16 protein-coding genes are annotated in these 14,534 nt (G+C 64.4%); 5 read left to right on the top strand and 11 right to left on the bottom strand.

Going from position 1 to position 14,534, the window contains the following annotated elements; translation table 11 throughout:
* Nucleotides 1–27 precede the first annotated feature (27 nt).
* The 5 genes from ACGYLX_RS16260 to ACGYLX_RS16240 form a co-directional block, all read right to left on the bottom strand.
* The gene (locus ACGYLX_RS16260) at nucleotides 28–1,248 is read right to left on the bottom strand and encodes a TCR/Tet family MFS transporter (RefSeq protein WP_394450796.1); all 1,221 of its coding nucleotides are present in this window, start codon (nucleotides 1,246–1,248) and stop codon (nucleotides 28–30) included.
* Nucleotides 1,249–1,368: 120 nt separating this feature from the next.
* The gene (pcaD, locus tag ACGYLX_RS16255; RefSeq protein WP_394450793.1) at nucleotides 1,369–2,172 is read right to left on the bottom strand and encodes a 3-oxoadipate enol-lactonase; all 804 of its coding nucleotides are present in this window, start codon (nucleotides 2,170–2,172) and stop codon (nucleotides 1,369–1,371) included.
* Between the two features lie 171 nt (nucleotides 2,173–2,343).
* On the bottom strand, nucleotides 2,344–3,315 hold the full coding sequence (locus tag ACGYLX_RS16250; protein ID WP_394450791.1) for a threonine/serine dehydratase: 972 nt from the start codon (nucleotides 3,313–3,315) through the stop codon (nucleotides 2,344–2,346).
* Complete coding sequence (locus tag ACGYLX_RS16245) at nucleotides 3,312–4,133, bottom strand: alpha/beta fold hydrolase (RefSeq protein WP_394450789.1); 822 nt, start codon at nucleotides 4,131–4,133, stop codon at nucleotides 3,312–3,314. The genes ACGYLX_RS16250 and ACGYLX_RS16245 overlap by 4 nt, the downstream gene beginning before the upstream one ends.
* On the bottom strand, nucleotides 4,133–4,819 hold the full coding sequence (locus ACGYLX_RS16240; RefSeq protein ID WP_394450787.1) for a haloacid dehalogenase type II: 687 nt from the start codon (nucleotides 4,817–4,819) through the stop codon (nucleotides 4,133–4,135). Before ACGYLX_RS16240 ends, ACGYLX_RS16245 begins: the two co-directional genes overlap by 1 nt.
* 196 nt (nucleotides 4,820–5,015) lie before the next feature.
* Between ACGYLX_RS16240 and ACGYLX_RS16235 the strand changes: the two genes are divergently transcribed.
* Together ACGYLX_RS16235 and ACGYLX_RS16230 are read left to right on the top strand one after the other, a co-directional pair.
* On the top strand, nucleotides 5,016–5,453 hold the full coding sequence (locus ACGYLX_RS16235; protein WP_067261388.1) for a peptidylprolyl isomerase: 438 nt from the start codon (nucleotides 5,016–5,018) through the stop codon (nucleotides 5,451–5,453).
* Nucleotides 5,454–5,552: 99 nt separating this feature from the next.
* On the top strand, nucleotides 5,553–6,668 hold the full coding sequence (locus ACGYLX_RS16230) for a class I SAM-dependent RNA methyltransferase (protein WP_394450785.1): 1,116 nt from the start codon (nucleotides 5,553–5,555) through the stop codon (nucleotides 6,666–6,668).
* A gap of 185 nt (nucleotides 6,669–6,853) precedes the next feature.
* Here the strand turns inward: ACGYLX_RS16230 and ACGYLX_RS16225 are convergent, their stop codons facing one another.
* A complete protein-coding gene (locus tag ACGYLX_RS16225; protein WP_394450783.1) occupies nucleotides 6,854–7,645 on the bottom strand; it encodes an enoyl-ACP reductase in 792 nt (263 codons plus the stop codon).
* A gap of 9 nt (nucleotides 7,646–7,654) precedes the next feature.
* Entirely contained in the window at nucleotides 7,655–8,884 is a 1,230-nt protein-coding gene (gene fabB / locus ACGYLX_RS16220; RefSeq protein WP_394450781.1) for a beta-ketoacyl-ACP synthase I, read from the bottom strand.
* A 163-nt stretch (nucleotides 8,885–9,047) separates the two neighbouring features.
* Between fabB and ACGYLX_RS16215 the strand changes: the two genes are divergently transcribed.
* Nucleotides 9,048–10,427 (top strand): NAD-dependent succinate-semialdehyde dehydrogenase, encoded by a 1,380-nt coding sequence (locus ACGYLX_RS16215; protein ID WP_394450778.1) that lies wholly within the window; start codon nucleotides 9,048–9,050, stop codon nucleotides 10,425–10,427.
* 66 nt (nucleotides 10,428–10,493) lie between these two features.
* Nucleotides 10,494–11,096, top strand: coding sequence for an SDR family oxidoreductase (locus ACGYLX_RS16210; protein WP_394450776.1), 603 nt, complete (start codon nucleotides 10,494–10,496; stop codon nucleotides 11,094–11,096).
* 59 nt (nucleotides 11,097–11,155) lie between these two features.
* Here ACGYLX_RS16210 and fabA read toward each other — a convergent pair whose 3' ends face one another.
* The gene (fabA, locus tag ACGYLX_RS16205; protein WP_394450774.1) at nucleotides 11,156–11,665 is read right to left on the bottom strand and encodes a bifunctional 3-hydroxydecanoyl-ACP dehydratase/trans-2-decenoyl-ACP isomerase; all 510 of its coding nucleotides are present in this window, start codon (nucleotides 11,663–11,665) and stop codon (nucleotides 11,156–11,158) included.
* 163 nt (nucleotides 11,666–11,828) lie between these two features.
* Between fabA and irrA the strand changes: the two genes are divergently transcribed.
* On the top strand, nucleotides 11,829–12,248 hold the full coding sequence (gene irrA / locus ACGYLX_RS16200) for an iron response transcriptional regulator IrrA (protein WP_067261468.1): 420 nt from the start codon (nucleotides 11,829–11,831) through the stop codon (nucleotides 12,246–12,248).
* A gap of 31 nt (nucleotides 12,249–12,279) precedes the next feature.
* Here irrA and ACGYLX_RS16195 read toward each other — a convergent pair whose 3' ends face one another.
* Genes ACGYLX_RS16195 through ACGYLX_RS16185 form a run of 3 tightly spaced genes read right to left on the bottom strand, consistent with a single transcriptional unit; the run spans nucleotide 12,280 to nucleotide 14,381 of the window.
* Entirely contained in the window at nucleotides 12,280–12,897 is a 618-nt protein-coding gene (locus ACGYLX_RS16195) for a class I SAM-dependent methyltransferase (protein ID WP_394450772.1), read from the bottom strand.
* 1 nt (nucleotide 12,898) lies between these two features.
* On the bottom strand, nucleotides 12,899–13,678 hold the full coding sequence (gene pssA, locus ACGYLX_RS16190; protein WP_067261404.1) for a CDP-diacylglycerol--serine O-phosphatidyltransferase: 780 nt from the start codon (nucleotides 13,676–13,678) through the stop codon (nucleotides 12,899–12,901).
* A gap of 10 nt (nucleotides 13,679–13,688) precedes the next feature.
* Complete coding sequence (locus ACGYLX_RS16185) at nucleotides 13,689–14,381, bottom strand: phosphatidylserine decarboxylase (protein WP_394450770.1); 693 nt, start codon at nucleotides 14,379–14,381, stop codon at nucleotides 13,689–13,691.
* Nucleotides 14,382–14,534 lie beyond the last annotated feature (153 nt).

Raw genomic sequence — 14,534 nt, 5'->3', positions numbered from 1 at the left:
GCCGGTGGCGCAAGACGGGTATTGGACCTACTGCGGCGAAGTTTCACCTTGTGACGTGGGGGTAGGGCGGCTGGCAAAGAGCACCAAGCCGCCAAGGGCCAGCAAAAGCGCCAGCAGGAAGGGCGCGCCGGGCAGGTAAAGCGCAGCTTCCGGCGCGGTGAAATAGGCGAAAACCGCCGTCATCGTCAGCGGCGAGAGGATCATCGCCAGCGCGGTGGAGGAACTGAGCGCGCCATGCAGCTCCCCTTGCGCATCGGCGCTGACGCGGGCCGACATGATGCCTTGAAGCGCGGGCGGGATCACCCCGGCCAGCGCGGCGAGCGGGGTCATGATCAGCGCCCAAGTGCCCGAGGTCAGCACGGTCAGCGCGGCAAAGGCGGCAAGGGCAAAGATATGGCCTAAGATCACTGTGGCGCGCGCGCCCAGGCGGCGGATCACGGGGCCGATCAAGGCGCCTTGGACAAGCGCCATCAGCACGCCGAAGAGGCACAGTGAAAGGCCGATCATCGTCGGCGACCAGCCAAAACGCTCGACCCCGAAATAGGCCCAGACCGCCGGATAGGCGGCAAAGCCCACATGGTAGATGAAATAGACCGCGAGCAGCCTGCCGACCTCGGGCAGTCGGCCAAGGGCGCGCAGCGCGCCCAGCGGATTGGCCCGTCGCCAGTCGAAAGCGCGGCGTTGCGTCGGGGGCAGGGTTTCGCGCAGCACGGCCCAGCCAAGCACCGCATTGCCCGCCGCCAGCACCGCCGCCGCCCAGAAGGGCGCGCGGGTGCCATATTCGCCCAAGACGCCGCCCATCAGCGGCCCCAGAACAAAGCCCGCGCCAAAGGCCGCGCCGATCAGCCCGAAACGCGCCGCGCGGTCCTGCGCCGGAGAGATATCGGCCATATAGGCCGAGGCCGTGGCATGGGTCGCCGCCGTGATGCCCCCCACGAGCCGTCCGATCAGCAGCAGCCAGATGCTGCCCGCGAGTGCCATCACGCCATAGTCCACCGTCATCACGATCAGCGCCAGCAGCAGGACCGGGCGGCGGCCAAAACGGTCGGAGAGCCCCCCCAGCACCGGGCCGAAAAGGAATTGCATCGCCGCAAAGCCCGTGGCCAACACCCCGCCCCAAAGGGCCGCATCGCTCAGCCCGCCGCCGCGAACTTCGCGGATCAGGTCAGGCATGACGGGCAGGATCAGGCCGACGCCCATGGCATCGATCATCACCGTCACAAGGATAAAGATCAGTGGCAGCGGCATTCGGTCAGATGTGGTCCGCGCGGGGGCCAAAGGCAAGGGCCGACGTCGCGATAGGGCGCGAATGCGGCGCGCGTTGCAGGCGTTTGACCCGCTCGCTGCCAGAGACACCTGCCGCCACGATCAGCCCTGCGCCTTCGGGATATGTCCGACACTGGCGAGGAATTCGTTCAGCGTTTCTGCGTATTCCTGCGGCTGCTCGACACAGGGCAGATGGCCCGCGCGGCGGATCAGTTTGAATCTCGAGGCAGGGATCAGGTCCATCAGCTCGCGCACCAGATCGGGCGGGGTTGAGCCGTCTTCCGACCCTGCGATGCCAAGCGCGGGCAGGCGCAGGCCGGAGGTCGGCGTCATGAAATCACTGTGCGAGATCGCCGCCGAACAGCCCGCATAGCCAGCGTCGGGCTGCCGCGTTAGCATGTTGCGCCAGAGCGCCAGTTCCGGCGTGGCGCGGAACTGGGGCGAAAACCAACGCTCCATCACCGCATCGGCAAGGCTTTCGATACCGCCTTTCTCGACGTCGGCGATCCGGGCATCCCAGATGTCGCGGTTGCCGATTTTGGTGGCGGTGTTGCTCAGCACCAGCGCGCGGATCATGTCGAGCCGTTTGACCGCCAGCCCCTGCGCGATCATCCCGCCGATCGAGAGGCCCACGAAGACGCAGTTGCGCACCTGAAGGTGGTCGAGCAGCCGCTCGGTATCTGTGATAAGCGAGCCCATAGAATAGGGCGCGGGCGGGCAGGACGACAGGCCGTGGCCGCGTTTGTCGAAGCGGATGATGCGCAGGCCGGGCGCGAGCAGCGGCAGGATCGGGTCCCACAGGCGCATGTCGGTGCCGAGCGAGTTGGCGAAGACCACTGGCGCGCCGTCCTCGGGGCCGTCGACGCGGTAGTGCAGTTGCACCTCGCCGGTGTCGAAAATCTGCATGGGAGGTCTCCTTTGGGCGGCGTTGAGGGTGCAGCATATCGCGCGAACGCGGGAGGTCAAAGGCGGGACAGTTCGAATAGGTACCGCCCGGTGGCACACCGGGCAGCGCCGACCCGCCCCCCTGGGGCGGCGCTTTCAGCACCACCCCGCGGGCCGGCGCTGCCCTAATCGTTACCCCAGCGTCTGCAGCGCGCGGGCGAACATATCCGCATCAACGTTCCCGCCGGAGATGGTGACGATCACATCGTCCCCGTCAATCTCTCCGCCCCGGAACAACGCCGCGGCAAGCGCCACGGCACCGCCCGGCTCGGCCACGAGTTTCAACCGGTTGAAGGCATGACCCATCGCTTGCAAGGCCTCCTCATCACTCACCACCAGCCCCGGCCCCACCAACCGCTGCATGATCGGAAAGGTCAGCTCCCCCGGCGCAGGCGTGACGATGGCGTCGCAGATCGAGCCGAGCGCCTTCGCATTCCGCTCGATCTGGCCGGAAACCAGCGAGCGGGTGGCATCGTCGAAGCCTTCCGGTTCCGCCGGGCGCACGCGGAACCCCGGCGCCTCAGCCTCCAGTGCCAGCGCGATGCCGGAAGTCAGGCCGCCGCCGCCGCAGCAGACGATCACCTGGGCCTCCTCGATCCCGGCCTCGGCGGCCTGCTGGGCGATCTCGAGGCCGGTGGTCCCTTGGCCCGCGATGACCTGTGGCTCATCATAGGGTTTGATTAGCGTGAGGCCACGTTCCTCGGCCAAGGCCGCACCGATCTCCTCGCGGCTCTCATTCGCGCGGTCATAGAGCACCACCTCGGCGCCATAGGCGCGGGTGTTGGCGATCTTCAGCCGCGGGCTGTCCTCGGGCATGACGATCACGGCAGGCGCGCCGTGCATCTTGGCCGCCAGGGCCACGCCTTGGGCATGATTGCCGCTGGAATAGGCGATGACGCCCTTGGCGCGCTGCGCGCTTGGCAGGGCCGAAAGGGCTGACCACGCGCCGCGGAACTTGAAGCTGCCGGTATGCTGCAAACACTCCGGTTTGACCCAGACACGGCGGCCCGCGATCTCGTCCAGAAAGGGGGAGTTCAAGAGCGGCGTGCGCCGCACATGGCCCTTGGCGCGGTCGGCGGCGGCGCGGATCATGTCGATGTTCATTTGATTTGTCCTATCCATTCGTGCAGCGCGGCGAGCGCTTGGGGTTCGTCGAGAAAGGGCACATGGCCGCGATCCGGTACGTCGGCCACGATCATATCGGGGCGGCGGGCCTGCATCTGCATCAGCGTCTCGCGGCTGAACAAGGTGGAATTGGCTCCGCGGATCGTGACCAGCGGCAACCCTTGCAGCGCATCGAAGAACGGCCAAAGGTCAACAGCCTGCTGGCCTGCGGCGGCCACGGCATCGCGCAGATGCGGATCATAGGTGATTTTCAGCCCATCGTCGGTCGCCCTGTAGTGACGCTTGACCTCCTCAAGCCAGCGGCTCTCGGGCACGCCGTGAAACTCGGGGAAGGCGCGGGCCATGGCGGCGGCGGCTTCTTCATAGGTTTTGGCGGCGGGGTTGCGACCGAGATAGCCCATGATGAATTCAACGCCCTTGGGGTCAAGCTCGGGGCCCACGTCATTCAGCGCCACGCCTAAAAGGTGATCATGGGCGATCATCGCCAGCGCCATGGCATTCAGCCCGCCGCGCGAGGTGCCGATGAGGGCGACCTGTTCCAACCCCAGATGCGCCAGCAATTCCAACACGTCGCTGCATTCCACCGAGAGCGTGTAGTTCCGCCAGTTCGCGTCGAAATCCGAGCGGCCCCGTCCGCGGTAGTCCATGCGGATCAGCCGGTGATCAGCCAAATGCGGGGCGAGGTAGTCGAAATCCGCGCCGGTGCGGGTGAGACCGGCAAGGCAGAGGATCGGCAAGCCACTGCCCTCATCCGTGTAATGCAGCGACAGCCCGTCGGAGGTGGTGAAACGCGGCATCAGAGCCCCGCCAATGCGGGGATGCCGCTCAGCTCACGTAACTGATGCGCGGGTTTCCACGGCAGCCGGTCCACCGGATCGCCACCCCGGTTCACCCATGCGGTGGTGAACCCATAGCCCGTCGCCGCTGCCGCGTCCCAGCCGTTGGAGGACACGAACAGCACCTCGTCCTTGGCGCAGCCGAAGTGTTCTCCGACAAGGTCATAGACCGACGCATGCGGTTTGAAGACGCCGACGCTTTCGACCGAAAGCGAGACATCCAAAAGTTCACCGATTCCCGCCGATTGCACTGCCCCGTCCAGCATCGCGGGGGCGCCGTTCGACAAGATCGCAGTGTTCAGGCCCCCGTCTTTCAGCGCGCGCAGCATGGCGGGCACCTCGTTATAGGCGCGAAGCTCCCAGTAAAGCGCCAGCAGGCGCTCGCGCAGGGCAGGGTCATCGGCGAGGTTCATCTTCTCCAGCGTCCAGTCCAGCCCCTCTTGGGTGACCTGCCAGAAATCATCATGCGCCCCGGTCACGGCCCGCAGCCATGAATACTGCAACTGCTTGAGGCGCCAGTGTTCTGCTAGTTCCGGCCAAGTCTCGGCGATGGCGGCGAAAGCGGGTTCGGCTGCGGCCTCACGGGCGGCGGCGGCCACGTCAAAGAGGGTTCCATAGGCGTCGAAAACGCAGGTGGTGATGGGCATCTGACAGGCTCTCCCTTTCCGTGTCGCGGCAGAGTGGCACGCAGGCGCGGCGGCGAAAAGGGGCGAATTCCGCGATCGACCCGGACGGGGGGTTTACTCTCGGGGTCACAATCTTCATGCTGTCGCGGAATTTGGAGCACCCGCGCAGATACGCGGCCTCCTTCCCTTTTTTCCCCCTACAGATTGGAGACACCCGATGGCTGAGGTCAAATCCGGCGACACAGTACAGATTCACTATACCGGCACGTTGAAGGACGGCACCACATTCGACAGCTCCGAGGGCCGTGACCCGCTGGAGTTCGTTGTGGGTTCGGGCCAGATCATCCCCGGTCTCGACAGCGCACTTCCGGGCATGACCGAAGGCGACAAGAAGGTCGTTCAAGTGCCCAGCGAAGAGGCCTACGGCCCCGTGAACCCCGAGATGCGTCAGGCCGTGCCGCGCGAAGGCATCCCGGCGGACATCCCGCTCGATCCCGGTACGCAGCTGCAGATGCAGACCCCCGAGGGTCAGGCCCTGCCGGTGACCGTGGTTGAGGTTGACGAGACCACCGTCACGCTCGACGCCAACCACCCGCTGGCGGGCAAGGACCTGCAGTTCGACATCGAACTGGTCAAGATCGCTCCGGCGGCCTGATATCGGTGGCCGGGGGGGCTTCCCCCCCGGCACGCCCCAAAGACGTCTCCGGCGTCTTTTTCCCTCGCACGCCCGCGCATTGGCGCTTATGCAGGGGCCATGGATACCCCAGATACATTCGAGATTTTCCTTGTCTGCCCGCCCGGGCTTGAGGATTTGCTCTGCGCCGAAGCGCAGGAAAAAGGTTTTGCAGGCGCTCAGGCCCAGCCCGGTGGCGTGACCGTTCAGGGCGGCTGGCCCGAGGTCTGGCGCGCCAATCTGGAGTTGCGCGGTGCCGCGCGGGTGCTGGCGCGGATCGGCGGTTTCATGGCCTTCCATCTGGCGCAGCTGGATAAGCGTTGCCGGAAGTTTCCCTTCGGCGATGTGCTGAGGGCCGATGTGCCGGTGAAGGTGCAGGTGACCAGCAAGGCGTCGAAGATCTATCACGCCGGGGCCGCGGCCCAGCGGGTCGAGACGGCGCTGCGCGAGAGCCATGGCATCCCCGTCGATGCCGAGGCCGCGCTGGTGCTGAAGGTCCGCATCCACGACAATCAAGTGATCTTCAGCCTCGATACCTCCGGCGAAGCGCTGCACAAACGCGGCCACAAGGAGGCCGTGGGCAAGGCGCCGATGCGCGAGAACATGGCGGCACTGATGCTGCGGTCCTGCGGCTATGCGCCCGGCGAGCCGGTGGTCGACCCGATGTGCGGCTCGGGTACGTTCCTGATTGAGGCGGCCGAGATCGCGGCGGGGTTGAAGCCCGGGCGCTCGCGCCGGTTCGCCTTCGAGGATCTGGCGAGTTTCGATGCCGGGGCGTGGGAAGAGATGCGCTCTGCCGGGGCGGAGGCCGAGCCTGCCCTGCGGTTCCACGGCTCTGACCGGGACGCGGGCGCGATCCGCATGAGCACGGCCAATGCCGACCGGGCCGGGGTGGGGGCGTGGTGTCACTTCATCTGCCACGGGGCAGGGGAGGTGCAGCCGCCCGAAGGCCCGCCCGGGCTGGTGATCGTGAACCCGCCCTACGGGGGGCGGATCGGCAACAAGAAGCTGCTTTATCCGCTCTATGGAACGCTGGGCGAGACGCTGAAGGCGCGGTTCCGTGGCTGGCGCGTGGGGCTCGTGACCTCGGAGCCGCCGCTTGCGAAGGCGACCGGGTTGCCGTGGAAGGGGCAGGGGCCGGCGATTGCGCATGGCGGGATGAAGGTGTGGCTTTGGCAGACCGAGGCGTTGCGGTAGAGGCTGCCACTTGGCCCGGAATCAAGCCGCAGGCGCCGGGCCATCGCCTGCCCGCCCGGACGGGTAGGCGATTTGGTGAGGCTGGACGCGACTTGGCGAAGTCACGTCACGGCTGAACCATAAAGTGGCAAGGTCCAGCTGTTGGCTCGCCCACCCGCGGGCAGGCGATGGCCCTCAGTCTCTGGTTAAAGATGCTCCGCCTGCGGCATCCCCAGCACGTGGAAGCCGCCATCCACACGGATGATCTCACCTGTTGTGCAGGCGCCGGCGTCAGACGCCAGATAGACCGCCGTGCCGCCCACCGCCTGCAGCGTCGCGTTGGACCGCAGCGGCGCGTTCTGATCCGTATGCTTGTAGGTCTTGCGCGCGCCGCCGATGGCAGCCCCCGCCAGCGTCTTCATCGGCCCCGGCGAGATCGCGTTCACCCGGATGCCTTCCGGCCCCAGATCATTCGCCAGATAGCGCGTCGCGCTTTCCAGCGCCGCCTTGGCCACGCCCATCACGTTGTAATTCGGCGTCACCCGGTTCGAGCCCATGTAGGTCAGCGTCATCAGCGTGCCGCCGTTCTCCTTCATCAGCGGATGCGCGCGGCGCGCCACGTCGATGAAGGAATAGGCCGAGATATCCATGGAGTTTTTAAAGTTCGCCCGGCTGGTGTTCAAAAACCGCCCCGTCAGTTCGGATTTGTCCGAAAAGGCAATGGCATGGACAACGAAGTCGATGGTTGGCCAACGCGCGCCCAACTCCTCGAAAGCGCCGTCGAGCGAGGCGTCGTCGGTCACATCGACATCGACCATGAAGTCGGAGCCGACGCTCCGCGCCAGCGGCTCCAGCCGCTTGCCAAAGGCTTCGCCCTGGTAGGTGAAGGCCAGTTCCGCCCCGGCCTCGGCCATCGCCTTGGCGATGCCCCAGGCGATGGAGCGTTCATTGGCCACACCCATGATGAGGCCGCGTTTTCCTGCAAGCAATCCAGACATCCCGCGCCCTCAGCCTTGGTATTTCGACAGGATCATCGACCCGTTGGTGCCGCCGAACCCGAAGGAGTTCGTCATCACCGAGTCGAGGCCCGCGTTGTCGACCCGCTCCAACGCGATCTCGGAGGGATCGAGCGCGGGGTCAAGGTTTTGCACGTTGATCGACTTGGCGATGAAATCGTTGTCGAGCATCAAGAGCGAGAAGATCGCCTCCAGCGCGCCGGCAGCGCCCTGCGCGTGGCCGGTCATCGACTTGGTGGAGCTGACAGGCGGGGTGTTGCCCTGACCGAAGACACGGCGCACCGCTTCGATCTCGCCCACGTCGCCCACCGGGGTCGAGGTGCCATGGGCGTTGATGTAGCCCACCTTGCGGCCCTCGGGCAGGGTCTCCAGCGCCAGACGCATGGCGCGCTCGCCGCCCTCGCCCGAAGGGGCGACCATGTCATGCCCGTCGCTGGTGGCGGCATAGCCGGTCACCTCGGCGTAAATTTTTGCACCGCGCGCCAGCGCGTGGTCGAGGTCTTCCAGCACCAGCATGCCGCCGCCGCCGGAGATCACGAAACCGTCGCGGTCCGCGTCGAAGGCGCGGCTCGCCGTCTCAGGCGCGTCGTTGTATTTTGACGACATCGCGCCCATCGCGTCGAAGAGGCAGCTGAGCGTCCAATCCAACTCCTCGCCGCCGCCGGCGAACATCACGTCCTGCTTGCCCAGCATGATTTGCTCGGCCGCGTTGCCGATGCAATGCAGCGAGGTGGAGCAGGCCGAGGTGATCGAATAGTTGATGCCCTTGATCTTGAAGGAGGTCGAGAGGTTCGCGCTGACGGTCGAAGACATGCATTTCGGCACGGCAAAAGGCCCGATGCGCTTGGTGGCGCCGGTGTCTTTCACGATGTTATGCGCGGCGAACATGGCCGAGGTCGACGGCCCGCCGGAGCCTGCCACCAGACCGGTGCGCGGGTTGCTGATCTGAGCCTCGTCTAGCCCCGCATCTTTGATCGCCTGATCCATGGCGACATAGGCATAGCCCGCGCCCGGCCCCATGAAACGCAAGGTCCGCTTGTCGATGTGATCGGCCAGATTGATCTTCAGCGTCCCGGCGACGCGGCTGCGGAACCCGTGTTCGGCCATCTCCGGGCTGGCTTCGATCCCGGAGGTGCCGTTTTTCAGTGCTTCGAGCACTTCTTCGGCGTTGTTTCCGATGGATGAGACAATCCCCAACCCTGTGACGACGACGCGGCGCATGCGCAGCACTCCTTTGTTTTGGCAGCCCCGGTGTATGCCAGCACGCCCATACGGCGCAAGCGGTTTGCCGATCCTCTGCGCGCGAAGGTCGCGGTCAAGGTTCTGTGATGGAACGGGGCAGAGGCAGGCGGGGTTGGCTTCACGAGACATAAAGGAGATTAGAATGCCCAAGATCAATACGGTAAATCCCGCCACTGAAGAGGTGCTCGACACCTATGACGTGATGTCCGAAACCGAAGCGACCCAAGCGGTCGAGGCCACGCATGAGGCGTTCAAGGAATGGCGCAAGCTGACCCATGCAGAACGCGCGCCCTATCTGAAAAAGATCGCCGAGAAGCTGCGCGAAAATAAGGAAAGCCTGTCGGAACTGATGACCCGCGAGGTCGGCAAGCTCTACAAAGACGGGCTGACCGAGGCCGAACTCTGCGCGCAGATCTTTGAATATACCGCCGAGAACGGCCCCGACATGCTGAAGGATGAAGAGCGTAAACACGCGGGCGGCAAGAAGCGCGGTGTGGTGACCTATCAGCCCATCGGCGTGATCTATCAGATTCAGCCGTGGAACTTCCCCCTCTACCAGCCCGTGCGCGTGCTGGCCGCGAACCTGATGACCGGCAACGGCTGCGTCCTGAAACACGCGGAAATCTGCACCGGCAGCGGCTTGCGTTTGAAAGAGATCTGCGAAGAAGCGGGCCTGCCCAAAGACCTGTTCAACGTTATCATCATCGACCACGATACCTCCGACAAGCTGATCGGCCATAAGTTGGTGCGCGGCGTGACCATGACCGGCTCGGACAGCGCGGGCAGCCATATCGGGTCCGAGGCGGCGAAACATCTGAAGAAGTCCGTGCTCGAACTGGGCTCGAACGACGCCTATCTCGTGCTCGACGACGCCGATATCGAAACGGCGGTGAAATTCTCGACCATGGGGCGGCTTTATAACAACGGTCAGACCTGCGTGTCGGCCAAGCGTTTCATCGTGACCGAGAAGAATTACGACGCTTTCGTGAGCGCCTATGTCGATGCGATGAAAGCGATCCCGATGGGCGATCCGATGGACGAAGACACCAAGCTCGGGCCGCTGTCGAGCCAAGAGCAGTTCGAAACCGTTCGCGATCAGGTGAATGAGAGTGTCGAGAAGGGCGCCAAGGTGCTCTGCGGTGGCGAAGTGCCCGACCGCACAGGTGCGTATTATCCCGCGACCGTTCTGGCCGAGGTCAAGCCGGGCATGCCAGCCTATGACGATGAAATCTTCGGCCCCGTCGCCTCGGTCATCCGGGCGAAGGATGACGAAGACGCGATGCGCATTGCCAATGACAGCCGCTATGGTCTGGGCGGCGGCATCTTCTGCACGGATGAAGAGCACGCCCTGCGCCTTGCGCGGGATGAGTTCGACACCGGCATGGTGCGGATCAACAACTTTGGCGCCGCCGATCCGAACATGCCCTTCGGCGGGGTGAAGAATTCCGGCTACGGGCGCGAACACGGCGGCTTTGGCATGAAAGAGTTCGTCAACGCCAAGTCGATTTTCCTGCCGTCGTAACTGGCAAAGGGCGGGCGGCGCGAAACGCCGCTCGCCCGTATCAAACTAAATTCCGAGAGGTTCCATATGACCATGAAAGTACTTGTCGCCGGTGCGACCGGCAAAACCGGGCGTCTGCTCGTCAGTGAATTGAAAGACCGCGGGGCCGAGCCCATCGCACTGGTGCGCGACGGTTCTGATACCTCTGTGCTGCCCGAGGGCACCGAAGAGCGGAAGGGCGATCTGACCAACCTGCAAGCGGGCGTGTGCGACGGTGTCGACGCCGTTGTTTTCGCCGCCGGGTCGGGCGGCAGCACGGGGCCGGAGATGACTGAAAAGGTCGACCGCGAAGGCGCGCAGCGTCTGGTCGATCTGGCCCGCGAGGCCGAGGTCGACCGCTTTGTGATGCTGAGTTCGGTGGGGGCCGACAACCCGCCGGAGGATCATGAGATGACCCATTACCTGAAGGCGAAGCAGGCGGCGGATGAACATCTGCAAGCATCCGGCCTGACCCATTCGATCCTGCGGCCCGTGGCGCTGACCGATGACCCCAAGACCAATGCGGTCAATCTGGGCGAGGGTGTCGATCAGAAGGGCGAGGCGCATCGTGCCGATGTGGCAGCCGTGCTGGCCGAGGCCGCGGTGACCGGGCGCCATGACGGTAAGGTGCAGGAAATGCAGACGCTTTGAGCGACAATGCAAAAGGGGGCCGCGTGGCCCCCTTTTAATATCCGTAAAGTCGCAGCGCTTCAGCTCTCGCTAAGGGCGACTTTCATGTCTTTCACCTGATAGATCACCTCGCCATCGGCTTCGACGGTGCCGTCAGCCACGCCCATGGTCAGGCGGCGGGTTTGGATCGCCTTGGTAAAGTCGATCTTGTAGGTCAGCATCTTGCGGTCCGGACGCACCATGCCGGTGAGCTTCACCTCGCCCACGCCAAGCGCATAGCCGCGCCCCTGCCAGCCGCGCCAGCCGAGGTTGAAGCCCGTGAGCTGCCACAGGCCGTCAAGGCCAAGGCAGCCGGGCATGATCGGATTGCCGGGGAAGTGGCACTCAAAGAACCACAGGTCCGGGGTGATATCGAACTCGGCGGTGATATGGCCCTTGCCATGGGCGCCGCCATCGGCCGAGACATCGGTGATCCGGTCCATCATGAGCATCGGCGGGGCGGGAAGCTGTGCGTTGCCGGGGCCAAAAAGTTCACCGCGGGCGCATTTCAGCAGATCTTCCTTGTCGAAACTCGTGGGGTAGTCGGCCATCCTGCGGCTCTCCTGCTGCTCTGTTATAACATCCGGCCCCGTTTAGCACCCCGCCGCCGCGTGCCGCAAGGGCGCGGCAGGGACGCTGCGACGATTGGTGCAAGGTTTTCAATTGAAAACCGGGGATTTCCTCCTTTATATGACCCTGAAAGGCAGGGAACTGATGTCCGCAGAGGTACAAGAGGTCGGAACGCGCTGGTTGGCTCAGGCCGGGCTGCGCCCCACGCGCCAACGTGTCACGCTGGCGAGCCTTCTGGTGGGCGATGGGCAAGACCGCCACGTCACCGCCGAAAGCCTGTTTGAGGCTGCGAAGGGGCAGGGCGAGGCTGTTTCGCTGGCCACGGTCTACAACACGTTGCGGGCGTTCTGCGATGCCGGGCTGTTGCAGGAGGTGACCGTGGATGGCTCCAAAAGCTATTTCGACACCAACACCCACGATCACCCGCATTTCTTTTGGGAAGACGACAGCAAGCTGACCGATGCGCCCTCGGAAGAGTTGGTGATCGCGCAGCTTCCCGATGCGCCTGAGGGGGCCGAGATTGCCTCGGTCGATGTGGTGATCCGGCTGCGCCGGAAGACCTGAACCGGCGGGGCAGGCCCCGCCGCCTGCGTGATCAGCCGCGTTTGCGCAACACTAGGAAGGTCATCATGCCCATGGGCGGCAGGGCGCGTTCGTCTTCGACTTCCAGCGCATCTTGTTGCAACACGGTTTCCATCTCGAAATCCGAATGCCAGCCGAGCGTATTCGCAAAGGGGGCCGAGACTTTTTCCAGAAAGCCCAGCACCCCCGTGGTGCGCATGAAATGGTTGGCGATGACCACCTGACCGCCGGGTTTGAGCACGCGGGCGATTTCCTCCATCACCCGCTCAGGCTCGGGCACCACGGACAGCACATGCATCGCAGCAACCGTGTCGAAACTGGCATCGGGGAAGTCGAGGTGGCGCGCGTCCATCTGGCGCAGGTCAGCTACATGTTGCAGCCCTTCGCGGTTGACGCGCTGGCGGGCCTTGGCTAGCATCTCGTCGCTGAAATCGATGCCCGTGACGGAGAGGTGTGGCGCGTAGTGGGGCAGGGACAGGCCGGTGCCCACACCCACTTCGAGGACAGAGCCGCTGCCCTTGTTGATATGGGCCACGACATGACGGCGACCGCCACTGGTCAACGCGCCGAAGGTCTTGTCGTAGATCGGTGCCCAACGGGCATAGGATGTCTCGACCGCCTTGATGTCCATTTCAATTCCTTTTGGTTAAACTCGTTTTCCGTGCTCTCAAAAGCCCCCAGATCACCATGCCGATATAGGCCAAGCAGAGCACGACGAGCGTGGTCCAAGCGTAGGTGGCCAAGGCGGCGGCGAAAATTGCCACGCCCACCAGCAGGTATTTCACATGGCGTCGGGAGACTTTGGTGGTTTTGAAAGACCATGTGGGGATGCGGCTGATCATCAGAAAACCGATCAGCACCATATGCAGGCAGATCATCCAATCCGGCAGAATGGGCCGGTTGTGAAAGGCAAAGGACAGGGTCATCGGCAAGAGCACCAGCAGCGCGCCCGCGGGCGAGGGGATGCCGGTGAAGAAGGAACCGGATTCGCCTACCGCATCGCCGTTCTTGGCCTTGGCGGCTTCGGCCTTGTCGTTGACGTTGAACCGCGCCAGCCGCACCACGCAGCAGACTGCGTAGACGAGCACGGAAATCCAAGCCGCGCTGCGCATGTCTTGCAGCGCCCAGAAATAGAGGATCAGCGGCGGGGCCACGCCGAAGTTCAAAAAATCGGCCAGGGAGTCCAATTCCGCCCCCATCGGACTGGAAGACCGCAGGAGTCGCGCCAGCCGCCCGTCCAACCCATCCAGCACGCAGGCCAAAAGGATCAGTTGCACCGCCAGCACATAGTTGCCCTGCACCCCAAAGCGGATCGCCGAAAGCCCTGCGCAAATCGCGGTGATCGTCAGCGCATTGGGCAGAAGCTGGATCAGCGCAAGGTCCGCGCCGGTCTTTTCAGATGGGGGGCGCATGGGGTCTTTCCTAAAGCGGGGCGGTCTCTATGACCGGCTGTTTCAACTCGGCCAGCACGGTTTCCCCGGCGACCATGGTCTGCCCGATGCGCACCATCGGGTCGACGCCTTCGGGCAGGTAGACATCTAGCCGGGAGCCAAAGCGGATCAAGCCGAAGCGTTCGCCGGTCTCAAGCCCGTCGCCGGATTTCACGAAACAGACGATGCGCCGCGCCACGAGGCCCGCGATCTGCACCACCGCGATGTCGCGCCCGTCGTCCATGCGGATGCACAGGCTGTTGCGCTCATTGTCGGCGCTGGCCTTGTCAAGCGAGGCGTTGAAGAACTTGCCCGGACGGTAGGCCACGGCCTGCACCTTGCCCGCGGCGGGGGCGCGGTTGATGTGGCAGTTAAAGACGCTCATGAAGACGCTGACGCGGGTCAGGGGTACATCCGGCATCCCCAGCTCGGCGGGCGGCACCGCAGGCTCGATGAGTGAGACGATGCCATCGGCGGGGCTGACGATCAGGTCGGGCCGGTCGGGGGTCACACGCTCGGGGTCGCGAAAGAAGTAGTAGCACCAGATCGTCAGGCCCACCCCGATCCAGCCGAGGACTTCTTCGATGGCGAAGAGCACCAGCGTGACAGCGGCGAAGATCGCCACGAATTTGATGCCCTCGCGGTGCATCGGTTTGATGAATGTGTCGAGCAAGTTGACGGCCATCGGACCCTCCCGTTCAGGCTGTCTTCCGTCATAGGTGCATAGCGGGTGAGTGCAAGGAGGTTTTAGGCGGGCGCGGGTTTTGGGCGGTTGCGGGCTGAACGGTGAGGGTAGCGGATACCGGCGGCATCTTGTCCGGGCATCGAAAAGGTTAGC

The sequence above is a fragment of the Sulfitobacter sp. 1A13496 genome (assembly GCF_043557225.1).
GTDB classification, from domain to species: Bacteria; Pseudomonadota; Alphaproteobacteria; order Rhodobacterales; family Rhodobacteraceae; genus Sulfitobacter; species Sulfitobacter faviae.
Note: the sequence above shows the minus strand (reverse complement) of the source record. Positions and strands in the feature narration are given on the sequence as shown.